General features: G+C 51.1%; 21 protein-coding genes, 1 tRNA gene and 1 other RNA gene. 13 read left to right on the top strand and 10 right to left on the bottom strand.

The genetic code is table 11. The annotated features are described in order from the left end of the window. The first annotated feature begins 210 nt into the window (after nucleotides 1-210). From cysP to cysM, 5 genes are all read left to right on the top strand, one after another. A complete protein-coding gene (gene cysP, locus A7Z29_RS12485; protein WP_000290254.1) occupies nucleotides 211-1227 on the top strand; it encodes a thiosulfate/sulfate ABC transporter substrate-binding protein CysP in 1017 nt (338 codons plus the stop codon). Continuing rightward, nucleotides 1227-2060 carry a sulfate/thiosulfate ABC transporter permease CysT gene (gene cysT / locus A7Z29_RS12480; protein ID WP_032225900.1) on the top strand — a complete coding sequence of 278 codons (834 nt, stop codon included), beginning with the start codon at nucleotides 1227-1229 and terminating at the stop codon, nucleotides 2058-2060. Before cysP ends, cysT begins: the two co-directional genes overlap by 1 nt. Next, nucleotides 2060-2935, top strand: coding sequence for a sulfate/thiosulfate ABC transporter permease CysW (cysW, locus tag A7Z29_RS12475; RefSeq protein ID WP_000852695.1), 876 nt, complete (start codon nucleotides 2060-2062; stop codon nucleotides 2933-2935). The genes cysT and cysW overlap by 1 nt, the downstream gene beginning before the upstream one ends. After that, a complete protein-coding gene (gene cysA, locus A7Z29_RS12470; protein WP_000021084.1) occupies nucleotides 2925-4022 on the top strand; it encodes a sulfate/thiosulfate ABC transporter ATP-binding protein CysA in 1098 nt (365 codons plus the stop codon). The genes cysW and cysA overlap by 11 nt, the downstream gene beginning before the upstream one ends. 134 nt (nucleotides 4023-4156) lie before the next feature. After that, nucleotides 4157-5068 carry a cysteine synthase B gene (gene cysM / locus A7Z29_RS12465; RefSeq protein ID WP_000105472.1) on the top strand — a complete coding sequence of 304 codons (912 nt, stop codon included), beginning with the start codon at nucleotides 4157-4159 and terminating at the stop codon, nucleotides 5066-5068. A gap of 2 nt (nucleotides 5069-5070) precedes the next feature. On the opposite strand, the gene A7Z29_RS12460 is transcribed toward cysM, so the two are convergent. Next, complete coding sequence (locus A7Z29_RS12460; protein ID WP_105281156.1) at nucleotides 5071-5439, bottom strand: YfeK family protein; 369 nt, start codon at nucleotides 5437-5439, stop codon at nucleotides 5071-5073. 103 nt (nucleotides 5440-5542) lie between these two features. On the opposite strand from A7Z29_RS12460, the gene pdxK reads away from it, so the two are divergent. Then, nucleotides 5543-6394 (top strand): pyridoxine/pyridoxal/pyridoxamine kinase, encoded by an 852-nt coding sequence (gene pdxK / locus A7Z29_RS12455; RefSeq protein WP_105281157.1) that lies wholly within the window; start codon nucleotides 5543-5545, stop codon nucleotides 6392-6394. A 41-nt stretch (nucleotides 6395-6435) separates the two neighbouring features. Here the strand turns inward: pdxK and crr are convergent, their stop codons facing one another. The 5 genes from crr to cysZ all read right to left on the bottom strand — a co-directional run bounded on the left by crr (nucleotide 6436) and on the right by cysZ (nucleotide 11315). Continuing rightward, nucleotides 6436-6945: a PTS glucose transporter subunit IIA gene (gene crr, locus A7Z29_RS12450; protein ID WP_000522247.1), complete on the bottom strand. Its 510-nt coding sequence runs from the start codon at nucleotides 6943-6945 to the stop codon at nucleotides 6436-6438. 40 nt (nucleotides 6946-6985) lie between these two features. After that, nucleotides 6986-8713 (bottom strand): phosphoenolpyruvate-protein phosphotransferase PtsI, encoded by a 1728-nt coding sequence (gene ptsI, locus A7Z29_RS12445; RefSeq protein WP_105290310.1) that lies wholly within the window; start codon nucleotides 8711-8713, stop codon nucleotides 6986-6988. Nucleotides 8714-8757: 44 nt separating this feature from the next. Beyond that, nucleotides 8758-9015, bottom strand: coding sequence for a phosphocarrier protein Hpr (gene ptsH / locus A7Z29_RS12440; protein ID WP_000487600.1), 258 nt, complete (start codon nucleotides 9013-9015; stop codon nucleotides 8758-8760). A 383-nt stretch (nucleotides 9016-9398) separates the two neighbouring features. Then, nucleotides 9399-10370: a cysteine synthase A gene (cysK, locus tag A7Z29_RS12430; protein WP_000034402.1), complete on the bottom strand. Its 972-nt coding sequence runs from the start codon at nucleotides 10368-10370 to the stop codon at nucleotides 9399-9401. 183 nt (nucleotides 10371-10553) lie between these two features. Next, nucleotides 10554-11315, bottom strand: a complete 762-nt coding sequence (cysZ, locus tag A7Z29_RS12425) for a sulfate transporter CysZ (protein ID WP_000255356.1) — start codon at nucleotides 11313-11315, stop codon at nucleotides 10554-10556. 229 nt (nucleotides 11316-11544) lie between these two features. Between cysZ and zipA the strand changes: the two genes are divergently transcribed. From zipA to A7Z29_RS12410, 3 genes are all read left to right on the top strand, one after another. Then, complete coding sequence (gene zipA, locus A7Z29_RS12420; protein ID WP_105290309.1) at nucleotides 11545-12537, top strand: cell division protein ZipA; 993 nt, start codon at nucleotides 11545-11547, stop codon at nucleotides 12535-12537. 70 nt (nucleotides 12538-12607) lie between these two features. After that, complete coding sequence (gene ligA / locus A7Z29_RS12415; RefSeq protein ID WP_000443720.1) at nucleotides 12608-14623, top strand: NAD-dependent DNA ligase LigA; 2016 nt, start codon at nucleotides 12608-12610, stop codon at nucleotides 14621-14623. 1 nt (nucleotide 14624) lies between these two features. After that, nucleotides 14625-14843, top strand: a complete 219-nt coding sequence (locus A7Z29_RS12410) for a DUF3820 family protein (RefSeq protein ID WP_000410201.1) — start codon at nucleotides 14625-14627, stop codon at nucleotides 14841-14843. Here the strand turns inward: A7Z29_RS12410 and A7Z29_RS12405 are convergent. After that, nucleotides 14840-15838 (bottom strand): bile acid:sodium symporter family protein, encoded by a 999-nt coding sequence (locus A7Z29_RS12405; protein ID WP_000765627.1) that lies wholly within the window; start codon nucleotides 15836-15838, stop codon nucleotides 14840-14842. The genes A7Z29_RS12410 and A7Z29_RS12405 overlap by 4 nt on opposite strands. Nucleotides 15839-16121: 283 nt before the next feature. Then, nucleotides 16122-16886 (bottom strand): nucleoside-specific channel-forming Tsx family protein, encoded by a 765-nt coding sequence (locus A7Z29_RS12400; protein WP_105290308.1) that lies wholly within the window; start codon nucleotides 16884-16886, stop codon nucleotides 16122-16124. A gap of 249 nt (nucleotides 16887-17135) precedes the next feature. Here A7Z29_RS12400 and xapA point away from each other — a divergent pair, with 249 nt between their 5' ends. From xapA to xapR, 4 genes are read left to right on the top strand one after another with little or no spacing between them, the layout of a single operon-like run. Further along, on the top strand, nucleotides 17136-17969 hold the full coding sequence (gene xapA, locus A7Z29_RS12395) for a xanthosine phosphorylase (protein WP_000075941.1): 834 nt from the start codon (nucleotides 17136-17138) through the stop codon (nucleotides 17967-17969). 59 nt (nucleotides 17970-18028) lie between these two features. After that, nucleotides 18029-19285 carry a xanthosine/proton symporter XapB gene (xapB, locus tag A7Z29_RS12390; RefSeq protein ID WP_105290307.1) on the top strand — a complete coding sequence of 419 codons (1257 nt, stop codon included), beginning with the start codon at nucleotides 18029-18031 and terminating at the stop codon, nucleotides 19283-19285. A 52-nt stretch (nucleotides 19286-19337) separates the two neighbouring features. Continuing rightward, nucleotides 19338-19496 carry a DUF1427 family protein gene (locus A7Z29_RS12385; RefSeq protein ID WP_000651752.1) on the top strand — a complete coding sequence of 53 codons (159 nt, stop codon included), beginning with the start codon at nucleotides 19338-19340 and terminating at the stop codon, nucleotides 19494-19496. 40 nt (nucleotides 19497-19536) lie between these two features. Then, the gene (gene xapR, locus A7Z29_RS12380; protein WP_105290306.1) at nucleotides 19537-20421 is read left to right on the top strand and encodes a DNA-binding transcriptional regulator XapR; all 885 of its coding nucleotides are present in this window, start codon (nucleotides 19537-19539) and stop codon (nucleotides 20419-20421) included. A 106-nt stretch (nucleotides 20422-20527) separates the two neighbouring features. On the opposite strand, the gene A7Z29_RS12375 is transcribed toward xapR, so the two are convergent. Both A7Z29_RS12375 and A7Z29_RS12370 read right to left on the bottom strand, forming a co-directional pair. After that, nucleotides 20528-20659, bottom strand: a non-coding RNA gene (locus A7Z29_RS12375) — RtT sRNA. 24 nt (nucleotides 20660-20683) lie between these two features. Then, nucleotides 20684-20759: transfer RNA gene (locus A7Z29_RS12370), tRNA-Lys, on the bottom strand. Nucleotide 20760: the final 1 nt, after the last annotated feature.

The following is a 20760-nucleotide window of genomic DNA, read 5'->3' as shown; positions in this document are numbered from 1 at the left end:
TGCTCGAAATACTCACGTACTATGTGTACGCTCCGGTTTCTCCGCGCTGTCCGTGTCCAAACTGACTGCAACAATTACGCCTGTTGAACCAAGTTCTTATTCCCTTTTCAACTTCCAAATCACCAAACGGTATATAAAACCGTTACTCCTTTCATGCCCGTTATAAATATGATGGCTATTAGAAAGTCATTAAATATATAAGGGTGCGCAATGGCCGTTAACTTACTGAAAAAGAACTCTCTCGCGCTGGTCGCTTCGCTGCTGCTGGCTGGCCACGTGCAGGCAACGGAACTGCTTAACAGTTCTTATGACGTCTCCCGCGAGCTGTTTGCCGCCCTGAATACCCCGTTTGAACAGCAGTGGGCAAAAGATAACGGCGGCGACAAACTGACGATAAAACAATCTCATGCCGGGTCATCAAAACAGGCGCTGGCGATTTTGCAGGGCTTAAAAGCCGACGTTGTTACTTATAACCAGGTGACCGACGTACAAATCCTGCACGACAAAGGCAAGCTGATCCCGGCGGACTGGCAGTCGCGCCTGCCGAACAACAGCTCGCCGTTCTACTCCACCATGGGCTTCCTGGTGCGTAAGGGCAACCCGAAGAATATCCACGACTGGAACGATTTGGTTCGCTCCGACGTGAAGCTGATTTTCCCGAACCCGAAAACGTCCGGTAACGCGCGCTACACCTATTTAGCCGCGTGGGGCGCAGCGGATAAAGCCGACGGTGGCGATAAAGCCAAAACCGAACAGTTTATGACCCAGTTCCTGAAAAACGTCGAAGTGTTCGATACCGGCGGTCGTGGCGCAACCACCACTTTTGCCGAGCGCGGTTTGGGCGATGTGCTGATCAGCTTCGAATCGGAAGTGAACAACATCCGTAAACAGTATGAAGCGCAGGGCTTCGAAGTGGTGATTCCAAAAACCAACATTCTGGCGGAGTTCCCGGTGGCGTGGGTGGATAAAAACGTGCAGGCCAACGGTACGGAAAAAGCCGCCAAAGCTTACCTGAACTGGCTCTACAGCCCGCAGGCGCAAACCATCATCACCGACTATTACTACCGCGTAAATAACCCGGAAGTTATGGACAAACTGAAAGATAAATTCCCGCAGACCGAGCTGTTCCGCGTGGAAGACAAATTTGGCTCCTGGCCGGAAGTGATGAAAACTCACTTCACCAGCGGCGGCGAGTTAGACAAGCTGTTAGCGGCGGGGCGTAGCTGATGTTTGCCGTCGCTTCCAGACGTGTGCTGCCGGGCTTTACCTTAAGCCTCGGCACCAGTCTGCTGTTTGTGTGCCTGATTTTGTTACTGCCGCTTTCCGCACTGGTGATGCAGCTCTCTGAGATGAGCTGGGCGCAGTACTGGGAGGTGATCACCAACCCGCAAGTGGTGGCGGCCTATAAAGTGACGTTGCTGTCGGCGTTTGTGGCATCGATTTTTAACGGCGTTTTCGGTCTGCTGATGGCATGGATCCTAACCCGTTATCGCTTTCCGGGGCGCACTCTGCTTGATGCGCTGATGGATTTGCCGTTTGCATTGCCGACGGCGGTAGCAGGTTTAACGCTGGCTTCGCTGTTTTCGGTCAACGGTTTTTACGGTGAATGGCTGGCGAAGTTTGATATCAAAGTCACCTACACCTGGCTGGGGATTGCGGTGGCAATGGCCTTTACCAGTATTCCGTTTGTGGTGCGTACCGTGCAGCCGGTGCTTGAAGAGTTAGGCCCGGAATATGAAGAAGCGGCGGAAACGCTCGGAGCAACGCGCTGGCAGAGTTTCTGCAAAGTGGTGCTGCCGGAGCTTTCCCCTGCGCTGGTGGCGGGTGTGGCGCTGTCGTTCACCCGTAGCCTCGGTGAGTTTGGCGCAGTGATTTTTATCGCCGGGAACATCGCATGGAAAACCGAAGTCACATCGCTGATGATTTTCGTTCGCTTACAGGAGTTTGATTACCCGGCGGCGAGCGCGATCGCTTCGGTGATCCTCGCGGCATCACTGCTGCTGCTGTTCTCTATTAACACTCTGCAAAGTCGCTTTGGTCGGCGTGTGGTAGGTCATTAATGGCGGAAGTTACCCAATTGAAGCGTTATGACGCGCGCCCGATTAACTGGGGCAAATGGTTTCTGATTGGCACCGGGATGCTGGTTTCGGCGTTCATCCTGCTGGTGCCAATGATTTACATCTTCGTGCAGGCATTCAGCAAAGGGCTGATGCCGGTTTTACAGAATCTGGCCGACCCGGACATGCTGCACGCCATCTGGCTGACGGTGATGATTGCGCTGATTGCCGTGCCGGTAAACCTGGTATTCGGCATTCTGCTGGCCTGGCTGGTGACGCGTTTTGATTTTCCGGGACGTCAGTTGCTGCTGACGCTGCTGGACATCCCGTTTGCCGTATCGCCGGTGGTTGCCGGTCTGGTCTATCTGCTGTTTTACGGCTCGAATGGCCCGCTGGGCGGTTGGCTCGACGAGCATAACCTGCAAATTATGTTCTCGTGGCCGGGGATGGTGCTGGTCACTATCTTCGTGACTTGCCCGTTCGTGGTGCGCGAGCTGGTGCCGGTGATGTTAAGCCAGGGCAGCCAGGAGGACGAAGCGGCGATTTTGCTTGGTGCATCTGGCTGGCAGATGTTTCGTCGCGTCACATTGCCGAATATTCGCTGGGCGCTACTTTACGGCGTGGTGCTGACCAACGCCCGCGCAATTGGTGAGTTTGGCGCGGTGTCGGTGGTTTCCGGCTCGATTCGCGGTGAAACGCTGTCGCTGCCGTTACAAATTGAATTGCTGGAGCAGGACTACAACACTGTCGGCTCCTTTACCGCTGCGGCGTTATTGACGCTGATGGCGATTATCACCCTGTTTTTGAAGAGTATGTTGCAATGGCGCCTGGAGAATCAGGAAAAACGCGCGCAGCAGGAGGAACATCATGAGCATTGAGATTGCCAGGATTAAGAAGTCTTTTGGTCGCACCCAGGTGCTGAACGATATCTCACTGGATATTCCTTCAGGCCAGATGGTCGCGCTGCTGGGGCCGTCCGGTTCCGGGAAAACCACGCTGCTGCGTATTATTGCCGGGCTGGAACATCAAACCAGCGGACATATTCGCTTCCACGGCACTGACGTCAGCCGCCTGCACGCGCGCGACCGTAAAGTCGGTTTCGTGTTCCAGCATTACGCGTTGTTCCGCCATATGACGGTATTCGACAATATCGCTTTTGGCCTGACGGTGCTGCCGCGTCGCGAGCGGCCAAATGCCGCAGCCATCAAAGCGAAAGTGACAAAATTGCTGGAGATGGTGCAGCTTGCTCATCTGGCGGACCGTTATCCGGCGCAGCTTTCCGGCGGTCAGAAACAGCGTGTGGCGCTGGCGCGCGCGCTTGCTGTTGAACCGCAAATTCTGCTACTTGATGAACCGTTTGGCGCACTGGATGCACAGGTGCGTAAAGAGCTGCGTCGTTGGTTGCGTCAACTGCATGAAGAACTGAAATTCACCAGCGTCTTCGTGACCCACGACCAGGAAGAAGCGATGGAAGTCGCTAACCGCGTGGTGGTGATGAGCCAGGGCAATATCGAACAGGCCGACGCGCCGGATCAGGTATGGCGCGAACCGGCGACCCGTTTTGTGCTGGAATTTATGGGCGAAGTAAACCGTCTGCGTGGCACCATTCGCGGCGGGCAGTTCCATGTTGGCGCACATCGCTGGCCGCTGGGATATACGCCTGCCTATCAGGGGCCGGTGGATCTCTTCCTGCGTCCGTGGGAAGTGGATATCAGCCGCCGCACCAGCCTGGATTCGCCGCTGCCGGTTCAGGTGCTGGAAGCCAGCCCGAAAGGCCACTACACCCAATTAGTGGTGCAGCCGCTGGGATGGTATGACGACCCGCTAACCGTGGTGATGCGCGGGGATGACGCGCCAGTACGCGGCGATCGCCTGTTTGTTGGGCTGCAACATGCGCGGCTGTATAACGGTGACGAGCGTATCGAAACCCGCGATGAGGAACTTGCTCTCGCACAAAGCGCCTGATAGGTTGAGTGAATGTTAAACGCCCGGAGGCGCTTCCCGCGATCCGGGCTTTTTAATGGCAAGGTTTTGTAACCTGTAGGCCTGATAAGACGCACAAGCCTCGCATCAGGCAACACCATGTATGGACAGAGATCGTGAGTACATTAGAACAAACAATAGGCAATACGCCTCTGGTGAAGTTACAGCGAATGGGGCCGGATAACGGCAGTGAAGTCTGGTTAAAACTGGAAGGTAATAACCCGGCAGGTTCAGTGAAAGATCGTGCGGCGCTATCGATGATTGTTGAGGCGGAAAAACGCGGTGAGATTAAACCGGGCGATGTGTTGATTGAAGCCACCAGCGGTAACACCGGCATTGCGCTGGCAATGATCGCCGCGCTAAAAGGCTATCGCATGAAATTGCTGATGCCCGACAACATGAGCCAGGAACGCCGTGCGGCGATGCGTGCCTATGGTGCGGAGCTGATTCTGGTGACCAAAGAACAAGGCATGGAAGGCGCGCGCGATCTGGCGCTGGAAATGGCGAACCGGGGCGAAGGCAAGTTGCTCGATCAGTTCAACAACCCCGATAACCCTTATGCCCATTACACCACCACCGGGCCGGAAATTTGGCAGCAGACCGGTGGGCGCATTACCCATTTTGTCTCCAGTATGGGGACGACCGGCACCATTACCGGCGTGTCACGGTTTATGCGCGAGCAATCCAAACCGGTGACCATTGTTGGCCTGCAGCCAGAAGAGGGCAGCAGCATTCCGGGGATTCGCCGCTGGCCAGCGGAATATCTGCCGGGGATTTTCAACGCCTCGCTGGTGGATGAGGTGCTGGATATTCATCAGCGCGATGCGGAAAACACCATGCGCGAACTGGCGGTGCGGGAAGGTATTTTCTGCGGCGTTAGTTCTGGCGGCGCGGTTGCTGGTGCGCTGCGCGTGGCAAAAGCTAACGCTGGCGCGGTAGTGGTGGCGATCATCTGCGATCGCGGCGATCGCTACCTTTCCACCGGCGTATTTGGCGAAGAACACTTTAGCCAGGGGGCGGGAATTTAAGATTATTGCGCAGGCAACGTTTTATCCGTCTGGGCAATTAACGTATGTAAAAAAGGTTGCGCGTTTTCATCGCTCTTACCAGGGATCTTCACAATGTAAGGCTTTCCGGTAATCGATGATGACGAGGCAACCTTATCAATAAATTGCTCGGCAGTATCAATGCGATTACGGGTATTGCCCAGCTTCAGACGCAGATGGGAAACCGCTTCATCACAGGTGTGTTCATCGCCGTTGCGTACAAATATCAAATCCTTTTTCTGTGCTAATCCCTCTAGCATGGCGTTGATGCGGGCTTCTTCATGGGCTGTTAACTTCGCGTAAGCGGGAAGTGCCATTAACAGCGTAATGACCAGACAAATGATTTTCTTCACTGAATTACCTTATCCTTGTTTTGTGATAGCCGATTTGACTGCCAGAATCAGGTAAAGTTTCGGTTGGAATACGATGGGGATCATCGGCAAGGAGAAAAACTAAATGAGTAGTTTGTTGTTGTTTAACGATAAAAGCAGGGCGCTGCAGGCGGATATCGTCGCCGTGCAGTCGCAGGTGGTGTACGGCAGCGTAGGTAACAGCATTGCCGTGCCTGCGATTAAACAGAACGGCCTGAATGTCTTTGCCGTGCCGACCGTGTTGCTGAGCAATACGCCGCATTACGATACGTTCTACGGTGGTGCGATTCCGGACGAGTGGTTTAGTGGCTATTTGCGTGCGCTTCAGGAGCGTGATGCGCTGCGCCAACTTCGCGCTGTTACCACGGGCTATATGGGGACGGCATCGCAAATCAAAATCCTTGCTGAATGGCTGACAGCCTTACGCGAAGAGCATCCTGACTTGCTGATTATGGTTGATCCGGTGATTGGCGATATTGATAGCGGTATTTACGTCAAAGCTGATCTTCCCGATGCGTATCGGCAATATTTACTGCCGCTGGCGCAGGGGATTACGCCAAATATCTTTGAGCTGGAAATATTGACCGGTAAAAACTGCCGCGACCTCGACAGCGCCATTGCTGCTGCAAAAAGCCTGCTTTCAGAGACATTAAAATGGGTGGTTGTTACCAGCGCCTCCGGCAATGAAGAACATCAGGAGATGCAGGTGGTGGTGGTCAGTGCCGATAGCGTGAATGTCATTTCCCATTCACGGGTAAAAACCGACCTGAAAGGTACTGGCGATCTGTTTTGCGCCCAGCTTATTAGTGGATTACTGAAAGGGAAGGCGTTAACCGACGCAGTACACAGCGCGGGCTTACGTGTGCTGGAGGTAATGCGTTATACCCAGCAGCATGAGAGCGATGAATTGATTTTGCCGCCGCTGTTAGATGCATAAAAAAATGGCGCCGATGGCGCCATTTTTCATTGCGGCAAGAATTACTTCTTGATGCGGATAACCGGGGTTTCACCCACAGTCACGCTACCGGACAGTTTGATCAGTTCTTTGATTTCGTCCATGTTGGAGATAACAACCGGAGTCAGGGTAGACTTGGCTTTCTCTTCCAGCAGCGGCAGATCGAATTCAATAACCGTATCGCCAACTTTCACGCGCTGACCTTCCTCAGCAATACGCTTGAAGCCTTCGCCTTTCAGTTCAACGGTGTCGATACCGAAGTGGACGAACAGCTCAACGCCGCTATCGGATTCGATAGAGAACGCGTGGTTGGTTTCAAAGATTTTACCAATGGTGCCGTCAACCGGAGCGACCATTTTGTTACCAGTTGGTTTGATAGCAATGCCATCACCAACGATTTTTTCCGCAAAAACGACATCCGGCACGTCTTCGATATTGACGATCTCGCCAGAGAGCGGAGCAATGATCTCAATAGTTCCGGTATCCTTTTTGTCATCGGAAACCAGAGATTTCAGTTTATCGAACAAACCCATGATCTTCTCCTAAGCAGTAAATTGGGCCGCATCTCGTGGATTAGCAGATTGTTTTTTCTTCAATGAACTTGTTAACCAGCGTCATTAACTCGTCCGTTGTCGGTTGAGCAAGAGCCTGCTCTGCTAACACCTTCGCATCTTCGAAGTTCGTGTTACGGATAATCTTCTTAATGCGCGGGATAGAAATGGCGCTCATAGAGAATTCGTCCAGACCCATCCCCAGCAACAGAAGTGTAGCACGTTCATCGCCAGCAAGCTCACCACACATGCCAGTCCATTTGCCTTCAGCATGAGAAGCATCAATAACTTGCTTGATCAAGTTCAGCACGGACGGTGACATTGGCTGGTAAAGGTGTGAAATCATATCATTACCACGGTCAACTGCCAGAGTGTACTGCGTTAAATCATTGGTGCCGATACTAAAGAAATCAACTTCTTTGGCTAAATGACGCGCAATTGTTGCGGCAGCCGGTGTTTCCACCATTACGCCAATTTCAATTGATTCGTCAAACGCTTTACCTTCGTCGCGCAGTTCCTGCTTGTAGATTTCGATCTCTTTGCGCAGAGCGCGTACTTCTTCGACAGAGATGATCATCGGGAACATGATGCGCAATTTACCGAAAGCCGAGGCACGCAGGATAGCGCGGAGCTGATCGCGCAGGATCTCTTTACGATCCATCGCGATACGGATAGCACGCCAGCCGAGGAACGGGTTCTCTTCTTTCGGGAAGTTCATGTACGGCAGCTCTTTGTCGCCGCCAATGTCCATGGTACGAACGATAACAGCCTGCGAACCACACGCTTCAGCCACTGCTTTATAGGCAGCAAACTGTTCTTCTTCTGTTGGCAGCGCGTCGCGGTCCATGAACAAGAATTCGGTACGATACAGACCAACGCCTTCAGCGCCGTTACGTTCTGCACCTTCAACATCACGAACAGTACCGATGTTAGCGCACACTTCTACCTGGTGACCGTCCAGCGTAATAGCCGGGAGATCTTTCAGTTTAGCAAGCTCTGCTTTTTCAGAAGCAACTTGCTCCTGAACAGCGCGCAATTTATCGATAACTTCGTTGGTTGGATTGACGTAAACCTGATTATTTACGGCATCCAGAATCAGATAGTCGTCATTTTTCACCTGCGAAGTGACGCTACCAGTACCCACGATGGCCGGCAGCTCCAGAGAACGCGCCATAATAGAAGTGTGGGAAGTACGGCCACCCGCGTCGGTGATGAAACCCAGCACCTTCTTCAGGTTCAACTGTGCGGTTTCGGACGGTGTCAGGTCAGCGGCAACCAGAATGACTTCATCCTGAATGGCGCTCAGATCGATAATCTTCAGACCCAGGATGTTGCGCAGCAGGCGCTTACCGATATCACGCACGTCAGCCGCACGCTCTTTCAGGTATTCATCATCCAGTTCTTCCAGGGCAGAAGCCTGACCTTCAATAACTTCATGAGTAGCTGCGTCAGCCGTCATGTGCTTATCTTTAATCAGGGCTATGATTTCCTGCTCCAGCTCCTCATCTTCGAGCAGCATAATATGCCCTTCAAAGATGGCTTCTTTTTCTTCACCGAACGTTTCACCAGCTTTCGTTTTGATCGTTTCCAGCTGGGCTGATGCCTTGGCACGACCGCTCAGAAAACGTTCAACTTCCTGATCAACCTGGTCGGCAGAAATTTTTTTCCGGTCAATGACGATTTCGTCTTCTTTCAGAAGCAGAGCTTTACCGAAAGCGATACCCGGGGATGCTAAAATGCCTGAAATCATAACCCTACCTTACTTGTGACTGATTTTTAAAAGAACCCGGGAAATTACTCGAGTTCCGCCATCAGTTTAACCAGATGTTCAACCGCTTTCTGCTCGTCTTCGCCTTCAGCGGAGATAGTCACAACGGTCCCTTGAGTCAGGCCCAGAGTCTGCAGTTTAAACAGGCTTTTCGCGCTGGCGCTTTTGCCGTTGGAAGTCACAGTAATTTCAGAAGTGAAGCCCTTAGCTTCTTTTACAAACTGGGCAGCAGGGCGGGTGTGCAGACCGTTCGGAGCGGTAATGGTAACTTCTTGCTGGAACATTGTATTTCCCCAACTTATAGGTTTAGTGTTGTGGAACTAAAGTCTAGCCTGGCGGTTTGACTTTAGCCTGTATTGTTAGCGCCAGTTTTTAACAGACGCGACGCACGAAGTGTTCTGTACAGTCCATTGCTGGCGGATATCGACCGCTGACGTTTCGTTCATCATTAAACATTATGCCGCTAAAGGAAGAATTGAACCAAATCATAAAATCGATTCAGCTAAGGCTTTTCCTGTAACGATTAATTTCGCGCATCAAAATAATTAGTCAGGTTAAATACCAGTTCCGACAGGCTGAATCAATGCCAGGAGAGGCTAAAATTTGAAGTAGGCCACAAAAAAGCACCTGAAAAGGTGCTTTTTTACGCATTTTTAACAACCTGGCATTACTGTTGCAATTCTTTTTCGGTAAAGAGATCGGCAAATAATGCGGTGCTTAAATAACGCTCACCCGATGATGGCAGAATAACCACAATATTCTTATTGGTAAAGCTTTCATCTTCTTGTAGTTTCAACGCCGCAGCAACCGCCGCACCGGAAGAGATTCCGGCAAGAATGCCTTCTTCTTCCATTAAACGACGTGCAGTAGAGATAGCTTCTTCATTGGTGATGCCAATAACTTTATCGACCAGTTTGAGATCAAGGTTCGCCGGGATAAAGCCAGCGCCGATGCCCTGGATTTTATGCGGGCCGGGTTTGATTTCTTCACCTGCCAGCGCCTGGGCGATAACGGGAGAATCGGTTGGCTCAACGGCAACAGAGATGAGGTCAGTCTTGCCTTTGGTGCCTTTAATGTAGCGGCTGACGCCGGTCAGCGTACCGCCAGTACCGACACCCGCAATAAATACATCAACCTGACCGTCGGTATCTTCCCAGATCTCCGGACCGGTGGTTTTTTCATGAATTTCCGGATTCGCCGGGTTGCTGAATTGTTGTAGCAGCAGGTATTTCTCTGGGTTACTGGCGACAATTTCTTCTGCTTTTTGAATCGCGCCTTTCATGCCCTTCGCGCCTTCAGTCAGTACCAGGTTTGCGCCCAGGGCTTTCAGCAGTTTGCGGCGTTCAATACTCATTGTCTCTGGCATGGTCAGAGTGAGTTTATAACCGCGAGCGGCTGCCACATAAGCCAGAGCAATACCAGTGTTGCCGCTGGTGGGTTCAACCAGTTCAACGCCGGGTTTCAGCACGCCGCGTTTTTCGGCATCCCAAATCATATTGGCACCGATACGGCACTTAACGCTGAAGCTGGGGTTACGAGATTCCACCTTCGCCAGAATACGTCCGTTACCGATGCGATTCAGGCGAACCAGCGGTGTGTGACCGATAGTCAGCGAGTTATCTTCAAAAATCTTACTCATGGCCTGTCCTTAACTGTATGAAATTGGGATACAACAGGTAGCATACCCGCTCAGAGAATATGCGGAAGTAAGGATTTAGCATATCTATATGCAGAAGGGAAATAATGACTTGCAAGATGGAATAAGGGTGGCATAAGCCACCCTTGTTTCATACAAATAGTTTACAAAATAACCGGAAGATTGTTACCGCCATAGTGCATGTTTAGCGCGATAGCAATCGACCCACATTGCTGTCGCGCCACAGACGGCCACCGGCATGATGAACAGGTTGAGCACCGGGATCATCGTGAACAGACTCGTTAATGCGCCAAACTGCATGTTAGTGATTTTGCGCGTGCGCAGGGCAGTGCGCATTTCTTTGAACGGCACTTTGTGGTTGTCGAACGGATAGTCGCAGTACTGAATGGCTAACATCCAGGCGCTGAACAGGAACCACAACACTGGCGCGACGGTTTGCCCGATGCCAGGGATAAAGTAGAGGATCAGCAATACGATGGCGCGTGGCAAATACCACGCAAATTTTTGCCATTCGCGTTTCATAATTCGCGGCACATCTTTCATGATACCCAAAATTCCGGTATCCGGCGGCGTAGCGCCTGTCAGCCTTGCTTCCAGTTGTTCAGCCAATAAACCGTTAAATGGCGCGGCAATCCAGTTCGCAATAGTTGAGAAAAAATAGCCAAAAATCAGCAGCACGGAGAGAACCGCGACAGGCCACAGCAAATAGCTTAACCATTGCAGCCAGTCAGGCACGTGGCTCATTAATGATGGGATCCAGACATCCAGTTGGGTAAAGAGCCACCAGAATGCACTTCCCATCAACAAAATATTGACCAACAGAGGTAAAATGACAAAACGCCGAATCCCGGGTTGCGAGACGAGCTTCCAGCCTTGCGCAAAATAGTAAAAACCGCTGCGTGGGGAAGATGTGTATGTTGAAACCATAATCAGGAGATGCTCCTTTTGACCAATCCCAGGAAAATTCTGCGTATTTTACCGGGTAATTGCGCAATGGACAGTTAGGATATGTTCGAAAAAACAGCAAAAAGCACGATTTCATCTATCTTTGTGCTGTGAAAGTTAAGAGTGCACTTGCACTCGAGGTAATCGGCAAATACTCTTAGTGAGTAAATGTTTGCCGTGGTGGCAAGGTGTTAGAACAACAGAGAATATAATGATGCAGGATTTGCGTCTGATATTAATCATTGTTGGCGCGATCGCCATAATCGCTTTACTGGTACATGGTTTCTGGACCAGCCGTAAAGAACGATCTTCTATGTTCCGCGATCGGCCATTAAAACGAATGAAGTCAAAACGTGACGACGATTCTTATGATGAGGATGTCGAAGATGATGAGGGCGTTGGTGAGGTTCGTGTTCACCGCGTAAATCATGCCCCGGCTAACGCCCAGGAGCATGAGGCTGCTCGTCCGTCGCCGCAACACCAGTACCAACCGCCTTATGCGTCTGCGCAGCCGCGTCAACCGGTTCAGCAGCCGCCTGAAGCGCAGGTATCGCCGCAACATGCTCCGCATTCAGCGCAGCCGGTTCAGCAACCGCAGCCGGTTCAGCAGCCGACCTACCAGCCGCAGCCTGAACAGCAGGTTGCTCCGCAAGTACCGCCAGCTCCGCAACCGACGCAGCCAGCGCCCCAACCAGCGCAGCAGGCTTTCCAGGTTGCGGAACCCGTAGCGGCACCGCAGCCTGAACCTGTAAATGAACCGGCACCTGTCATGGATAAGCCGAAGCGTAAAGAAGCGGTGATCATTATGAACGTCGCGGCGCATCACGGTAGCGAGCTGAATGGTGAACTGCTTCTTAACAGCATTCAGCAGGCGGGCTTTATCTTTGGCGATATGAATATTTACCATCGTCATCTCAGCCCGGACGGCAGTGGCCCTGCGTTATTCAGCCTGGCGAATATGGTGAAACCGGGAACATTCGATCCTGAAATGAAGGATTTCATCACTCCTGGCGTCACTATCTTTATGCAGGTTCCGTCTTATGGTGATGAACTGCAAAACTTCAAGCTGATGCTGCAATCTGCGCAGCATATCGCTGATGAAGTCGGTGGCGTAGTTCTTGACGATCAGCGCCGTATGATGACTCCGCAGAAACTGCGCGAGTATCAGGACATCATCCGCGAAGTGAAAGACGCTAACGTCTGATACACTTAAGGCAAATTAACTCTTCTTCGAACCCCCGCTTGTCGGGGGTTTTTAGCATTGATGGTGCGATATGGAATCAATCGAAAGACAACTCACAGAACTGCGAACGACGCTTCGCCATCATGAATATCTTTATCATGTGATGGATGCGCCGGAAATTCCCGACGCTGAATACGACAGGCTGATGCGTGAGCTGCGCGAGCTGGAAGCAAAACATCCGGAACTCATTACCCCGGATTCACCAACCCAGCGCGTAGGTGCAGCGCCGCTGGCAGCCTTCAGCCAGATCCGTCATGAAGTACCGATGCTGTCGCTGGACAACGTTTTTGATGAAGAGAGTTTTCTCGCTTTCAACAAACGCGTACTGGATCGTCTGAAAAGTAACGAAAAAGTCACCTGGTGCTGTGAGCTGAAGCTTGATGGCCTTGCCGTCAGCATTCTGTATGAGAATGGCGTTCTGGTCAGTGCGGCGACCCGTGGTGATGGCACCACCGGCGAAGACATCACCTCTAACGTCCGTACTATTCGCGCGATTCCGCTGAAATTGCATGGTGAGAATATCCCGGCGCGCCTGGAAGTGCGTGGTGAAGTATTCCTGCCACAAGCAGGGTTCGAAAAGATCAACGAAGAGGCGCGACGCACGGGCGGGAAAGTATTTGCTAACCCACGTAATGCTGCGGCAGGTTCGCTGCGTCAGCTTGATCCGCGTATCACGGCGAAGCGACCGCTCACGTTCTTCTGCTACGGCGTTGGTGTGCTGGAAGGCGGCGAGCTGCCGGACACCCATCTTGGTCGTTTAATGCAATTTAAAAAGTGGGGATTACCGGTCAGCGATCGTGTCACGTTATGTGAATCGGCAGAAGAGGTGCTGGCGTTTTATCACAAAGTTGAAGAAGACCGCCCGACGCTGGGCTTTGATATCGACGGCGTGGTGATTAAAGTCAACTCACTGGCGCAGCAGGAACAGCTTGGGTTTGTTTCACGTGCCCCGCGCTGGGCAGTGGCATTTAAATTCCCGGCGCAGGAACAGATGACTTTCGTGCGTGACGTTGAGTTTCAGGTTGGGCGTACCGGCGCTATTACGCCCGTTGCGCGTCTGGAACCTGTACATGTTGCAGGCGTGCTGGTGAGCAATGCTACCTTACACAATGCCGATGAAATCGAACGTCTTGGTTTACGTATTGGCGATAAGGTGGTGATCCGCCGCGCTGGCGATGTGATCCCGCAGGTGGTTAACGTCGTGCTTTCTGAACGCCCGGAAGATACCCGTGCCGTAGAGTTCCCGACACATTGTCCGGTATGTGGTTCTGATGTTGAACGTGTGGAAGGAGAAGCAGTCGCCCGCTGTACAGGTGGCCTGATTTGCGGCGCTCAGCGTAAAGAGTCACTGAAACATTTTGTTTCCCGTCGGGCGATGGACGTTGACGGTATGGGTGACAAAATCATCGACCAGCTTGTCGAAAAAGAGTACGTCCACACACCTGCTGACCTGTTTAAACTCACCGCAGGCAAACTGACCGGACTGGAGAGAATGGGGCCGAAATCAGCGCAAAACGTGGTTAACGCGCTGGAAAAAGCGAAAGAAACCACCTTTGCTCGCTTCCTTTATGCGCTTGGCATTCGCGAAGTCGGCGAGGCCACTGCAGCAGGTCTGGCAGCATATTTCGGCACGCTGGACGCACTGGAAGCAGCCTCGATTGAAGAGCTGCAAAAAGTGCCCGATGTCGGAATTGTCGTCGCATCCCATGTTCACAACTTCTTTGCCGAAGACAGTAACCGCAATGTCATCAGCGAGCTGTTGGCGGAAGGTGTTCACTGGCCTGCGCCGGTGGTGATTAACGCGGAAGAGATCGACAGCCCGTTTGCCGGTAAAACCGTGGTGCTCACCGGTAGCTTAAGTCAGATGTCGCGTGATGATGCTAAAGCTCGCCTGGTCGAACTGGGCGCGAAAGTCGCGGGCAGCGTTTCGAAGAAAACCGATCTGGTGATCGCCGGAGAAGCCGCAGGTTCTAAACTGGCGAAAGCGCAGGAATTGGGCATTGAAGTGATCGACGAAGCAGAGATGCTACGTTTGCTGGGTAACTGAGATGGAAAAAGAGCAGCTGATTGAAATAGCCAATACGATAATGCCGTTTGGCAAGTACAAAGGGCGTCGCTTAATCGACCTGCCGGAAGAGTATCTTTTGTGGTTTGCCCGCAAGGATGAGTTCCCGGCAGGAAAACTCGGTGAGCTAATGCAAATCACGCTGCTGATTAAAACCGAGGGGCTGACGCAACTGGTTCAGCCCCTGAAACGTCCGCTTTAAATCTTCCCTGCGTGGCTTTCCTGCTGCGCCTGTAGTTGCTCGGTCTGGCGCTTATAACGACGCGCCAGCACCGCGCAAACCATCAGCTGGATCTGATGGAAAATCATCAGTGGCAGCACCATCATACCGATAACTGACGTTGGGAACAGAATGTTCGCCATCGGAATACCATTCGCCAGGCTCTTTTTCGAACCACAGAAGACAATCGTTATCTCATCCGCCTTATTGAAACCCAGTCGACGCGCCATAAAGACGTTAATCACAATCACGATAGCCAACAGCACGCAGCTGACCACCACGATAAACAGCAGCGAACCCCAACCGACTTTGTGCCAGATGCCGTTAACAACAGCTTCGCTGAAGGCCGTATAGACCACCAACAGAATGGAAGTCTGGTCAGTTTTCGCAATCCACTTTTTATTACGCGCCACCCAGTTGCCAATCCACGGGCGAGAAAGATGCCCCAACACAAAAGGTAGTAACAGCTGCAGCATAATCTTACCGACCTGTTCGAGGCTGCCCTCTGCACCGTGAACATTCATCACCAGACCAACCAGCAATGGCGAAAGGAAAATACCCAGCAGGCTGGATGCTGATGCAGAACAAACGGCCGCCGCAACGTTACCGCCCGCCATCGAGGTAAAAGCGATTGCAGACTGCACCGTGGCAGGAAGAATGCAAAGATAGAGAAAGCCGGAATAGAGCATGGGATCGACGTTTACTGGTTTCCACCAGGCAAACAACACGCCCAGAACCGGAAACAGCACGAAGGTACTGCACATCACCCACAAATGCAGTCGCCAGTGACTACCGCCTGCAATAATGGCCTCTCGCGACAACTTCGCGCCGTGCATAAAGAACAGCAGGGCAATGGCTGCTGTGGTCAGATTTTCAAAGAAGGGGACGAAATCGCCTCTGGCCGGAAAGAAAGAAGCCAGTAACACCACCGTGACCAGGGTTAAGGTGAAAGGATCGAGGATACGAAAAAGTTTCATAAAGGCTCCAGATAATCGATGGTTCTATTGTGCTTCTTCCAGTTTGAGAAATAAAATTGATTTATTGCATTCATTCATGAAGAAAATAGATGAATGACTCTTTAAAACAATTAAAGGTTTTCGTCACAGTAGCGAAGGAAGAACCGGACACTTTCAACAGCTGGTGAAGCATTAGAGGACGTGGAGCAAGAACAGGGGGAATAGTGATGGCAGGGCGAGAAGGGGAATCGTTGTATCATATATCGTGTTATGCATTTCTGCCGGGAATCCCGGCAGAAATGGTTCAGAAGTTAAATTTGACCGAGTAAATGATGGCGTCCTGATACCAGGCTTCTCCCAGCTTGTCGTCCGCGTAGCGATACTGAAGCCCCGTAGTTATATTCGGGGTAGCATTCCACCAGAGGGCGACCGCACCGTTCAGCCCTTCTTTACCGCCATTACCTGCCGCGTAGGTGGCATCACGATCAAACTCGTACTCGTTCCAGTTGGTGAGGGTGAATTTCTCTCTGCCCAGCATAAAGCTGTAACCCGCAACCCAACCTGCCACGTAGCCGTTATCGCCCGTGTAATAGGTTTGATCCGTATAGCGTTTGGCAAAGAAAGGTTTGAACCACCAACTGTTACCGGTGAAGTTGTAGCCAAAACCGTACAGGAACATATCGTCGTGGAAATTTACCCGATTTGCAGAACTGTAGGTGCCATACGCGTGCAGGTAGAGATTAAATCCGGTATTGCCCAGGTAAATGCGGTTGGTATTTTTAAAGGTATAACGCTGCTCACTACCTGGTTTATCGTGGCGGTCGTTATAAAAGTTTTCCCAGTCGAAAAACCCGTACATTTCTCCCCAACTAAAGTTGGCACCGCCTTCCAGTTCCAGATAACCAAAATCATCTTTGTGTGACTTAGTTGACGATTTCTCGGTGGTTCGGCTGGTCCAGTCCAGGTAATGCACGCCGATATCTGCAAACCCACCTTTAAATTCTGCGTGGGAGATTACGGGTACGGCTAATAAAGAGGTGAGCGTCAGAGTTAAAAGATGTTTTTTCATAGCATAATTCCCTATGCCGATCGTTATTAGTAGATTGCTTAATAAAGTGGTTTGTTAAAAACGGCATATTGTTAATGCAAGGGAGTGAATATCGCCAATACAGTTTTTGCTGGGAATTAATAGTGAAAAGATATAAATCCATCGATATCAAATCGCTATTGAATGCGTGAGGAAAGTGTATTGGTAAGAGCCGGGACAACTTCGCTATAAAAAGACATTAGATTCAACCCTACTGAAAAAAGGATATATATGTCTCAGGCTCAATTTTCTCATAACCCGCTGTATTGCGTCGATATTATCCAGGCTTATAAACCAGATTTCACACCACGAGTGGCTTTTATTTTAGGTTCCGGGCTGGGCGCGCTGGCCGATCAGATTGAGAACGCTGTCGCCATTTCCTACGAAAAGCTGCCGGGCTTCCCGGTAAGTACGGTGCATGGTCATGCAGGTGAGCTGGTGTTGGGGCATCTCCAGGGCGTTCCGGTGGCATGTATGAAAGGTCGGGGGCATTTCTATGAAGGTCGTGGAATGACCATCATGACTGACGCGATTCGTACTTTCAAATTGCTGGGCTGTGAACTGCTGTTCTGCACCAATGCGGCGGGCTCACTGCGTCCGGAAGTCGGTGCGGGCAGTCTGGTTGCGCTGAAAGACCACATCAACACCATGCCAGGTACACCGATGGTGGGTCTTAACGATGAACGCTTTGGCGAACGCTTCTTCTCGCTGGCGAATGCCTACGATGCGGACTACCGCGCACTGTTGCAAAAAGTGGCGAAAGAAGAGGGTTTCCCCCTGACGGAAGGTGTGTTCGTCTCGTATCCGGGGCCGAATTTCGAAACGGCGGCAGAGATTCGCATGATGCAAATTATTGGCGGGGATGTCGTTGGAATGTCCGTTGTGCCTGAAGTTATTTCAGCACGCCATTGTGACCTGAAGGTCGTGGCCGTTTCTGCGATTACCAATATGGCGGAAGGTCTGAGTGACGTGAAGCTCTCGCATACCCAAACGTTGGCGGCAGCGGATCTCTCTAAGCAGAACTTTATCAACCTTATTTGCGGCTTTCTGCGCAATATTGCCTGATTAAAACAACAATAAACGGCCTCACGGGTGAGGCCACATGATGCGACAAGGAAACGATTATGAGCATCGCTTTGCGCTTAAAGGTAATGTCCTTTTTGCAATATTTTATCTGGGGGAGCTGGCTGGTTACCCTCGGTTCCTACATGATTAATACCCTTCATTTTACCGGCGCTAACGTCGGTATGGTCTACAGCTCCAAAGGGATTGCTGCGATTATTATGCCTGGCATTATGGGGATGATCGCGGATAAATGGCTGCGTGCGGAACGCGCATATATGCTGTGCCACCTGGTGTGTGCTGGCGTGCTTTTTTATGCGGCATCCGTCAGTGATCCGGATACGATGTTTTGGGTGATGTTAGTCAATGCAATGGCATTTATGCCGACCATCGCGTTATCAAACAGCGTCTCTTATTCCTGCCTCGCTCAGGCCGGGCTTGACCCGGTGACAGCTTTCCCGCCTATTCGCGTTTTTGGTACGGTGGGGTTCATCATTGCGATGTGGGCAGTAAGCTTACTGCATCTGGAATTGAGCAGCCTGCAATTGTATATCGCTTCCGGTGCGTCTCTGCTGCTGTCGGCTTACGCGCTGACTTTGCCTAAAATTCCTGTTGCGCAGAAAAAAGTGACTACTTCGCTTGCCAGTAAACTCGGTCTGGACGCGTTTGTGCTATTCAAAAATCCGCGTATGGCCATCTTTTTCCTCTTCGCCATGATGCTGGGCGCGGTACTGCAAATTACCAACGTTTTTGGCAACCCGTTCCTGCATGATTTTGCCCGTAACCCGGAGTTTGCTGATAGCTTCGTGGTGAAATATCCGTCCATTTTATTGTCAGTTTCACAGATGGCTGAAGTCGGTTTCATTCTGACGATTCCGTTCTTTTTGAAGCGTTTCGGCATCAAAACGGTCATGCTTATGAGTATGGTGGCCTGGACGCTGCGCTTTGGCTTCTTTGCTTATGGCGATCCGTCACCAACTGGGTTTATTTTGCTGCTGCTGTCGATGATTGTTTACGGCTGCGCATTTGATTTCTTCAATATTTCCGGTTCGGTCTTTGTTGAACAGGAAGTTGATTCCAACATTCGTGCCAGCGCACAGGGGCTCTTTATGACCATGGTAAATGGTGTCGGTGCTTGGGTTGGCTCGATTCTGAGCGGCATGGCAGTGGATTACTTCTCGGTAGATGGCGTAAAAGACTGGCAAACTATCTGGCTGATGTTTGCAGGATATTCTCTTTTCCTCGCAGTGATATTTTTCTTTGGATTTAAATATAACCATGACCCTGAAAAGATAACACATCGAACAGTGACACATTAAAAGAACTGGCAGCTCTTTTTTTCAGGGCTGCTTTTATGATAAAGGTTAATTAATGAAAGATATTTTATTTTCTTCTGGCGTCGGTTTTGGTATTGGTGCTTTATTTACAATCGTGCGGTTACCTATTCCCGTGCCAAATGTATTGCCGGGTATATTATCTATTGTGTTTATGTATGTAGGTTATCTGGTGGTGAAATACTTTATGCCGTGATAATTTAATAAGATATTTTTATTAAACGGAGCATTTAATTATGGAACGCATTTACAGAACAGACCTTAAGTTGCTCCGTTATTTTCTTGCTGTAGCGGAAGAGTTACATTTTGGCCGCGCAGCGGCGCGTTTAAATATGTCTCAGCCTCCGCTCAGTATTCATATTAAAGAGCTGGAAAATCAACTTGGCACACAGCTTTTTATTCGTCATTCGCGCAGCGTCGCCCTGACACACGCGGGCAAAATCTTGATGGAAGAATCGCGCCGGTTGCTGATGAATGCAAATCAGGTGTTGGCTCGGATTGAACAAATAGGCCGGGGAGAAGCAGGGCGGATTGAACTCGGTGTGGTCGGAACGGCAATGTGGGGACGGATGCGGCCAGTTATGCGGCGATTCCTTAGGGAAAACCCCAACGTTGAAGTACTGTTTCGCGAAAAGATGCCTGCGATGCAAATGGCGCTGTTGGAGCGCCGCGAACTCGATGCCGGGATCTGGCGAATGGCGACAGAACCACCGGAAGATTTTACCAGCTTACGCTTGCATGAATCGGCGTTTCTGGTAGCGATGCCTGAAGAGCATCACCTCTCATCATATTCCGACGTTCCGCTGGAAGCACTACGTGACGAGTATTTTGTCACAATGCCGCCCGTGTACACTGACTGGGAATTTTTGCAGCGCGTTTGTCAGCAGACGGGTTTTTCACCGGTTGTTATTCGCGAAGTTAATGAACCACAAACGGTGCTGGCCATGATCAGTATGGGCATTGGTATCACATTGATAGCAGACAGCTATGCACAGATGAACTGGCCTGGTGTCATTTTCCGTCCGCTCAAAGAGCGCATCCCGGCAGATTTATATATTGTTTATGAAACGCAGCAGGTGACGCCCGCGATGGTTAAGCTGTTGGCAGCATTGAGACAGTAGGCGAGGGGGAGATTGCCGGAAATTGTAGGTCTGATAAGCGAAGCGAATCTGGCAATTTCGCAAATCGCACATAGCAAAAAAGCGCCTTTAGGGCGCTTTTTTACATTGGTGGGTCGTGCAGGATGACTCGCTTCGCTCGCCCTTCGGGTCGTCGCCGCAAGCGGCTCCGTTGTTTCGCTGCGCTCAACTCGAACCTGCTGCAGGTTCGAATCTTTGAATATCGCAGATAGCAAAAAAGCGCCTTTAGGGCGCTTTTTTACATTGGTGGGTCGTGCAGGATTCGAACCTGCGACCAATTGATTAAAAGTCAACTGCTCTACCAACTGAGCTAACGACCCG

Source organism: Escherichia sp. MOD1-EC6842 (assembly GCF_002965705.1).
GTDB classification, from domain to species: domain Bacteria; phylum Pseudomonadota; class Gammaproteobacteria; order Enterobacterales; family Enterobacteriaceae; genus Escherichia; species Escherichia ruysiae.
This window is presented reverse-complemented; position numbering and strand designations above follow the sequence as displayed.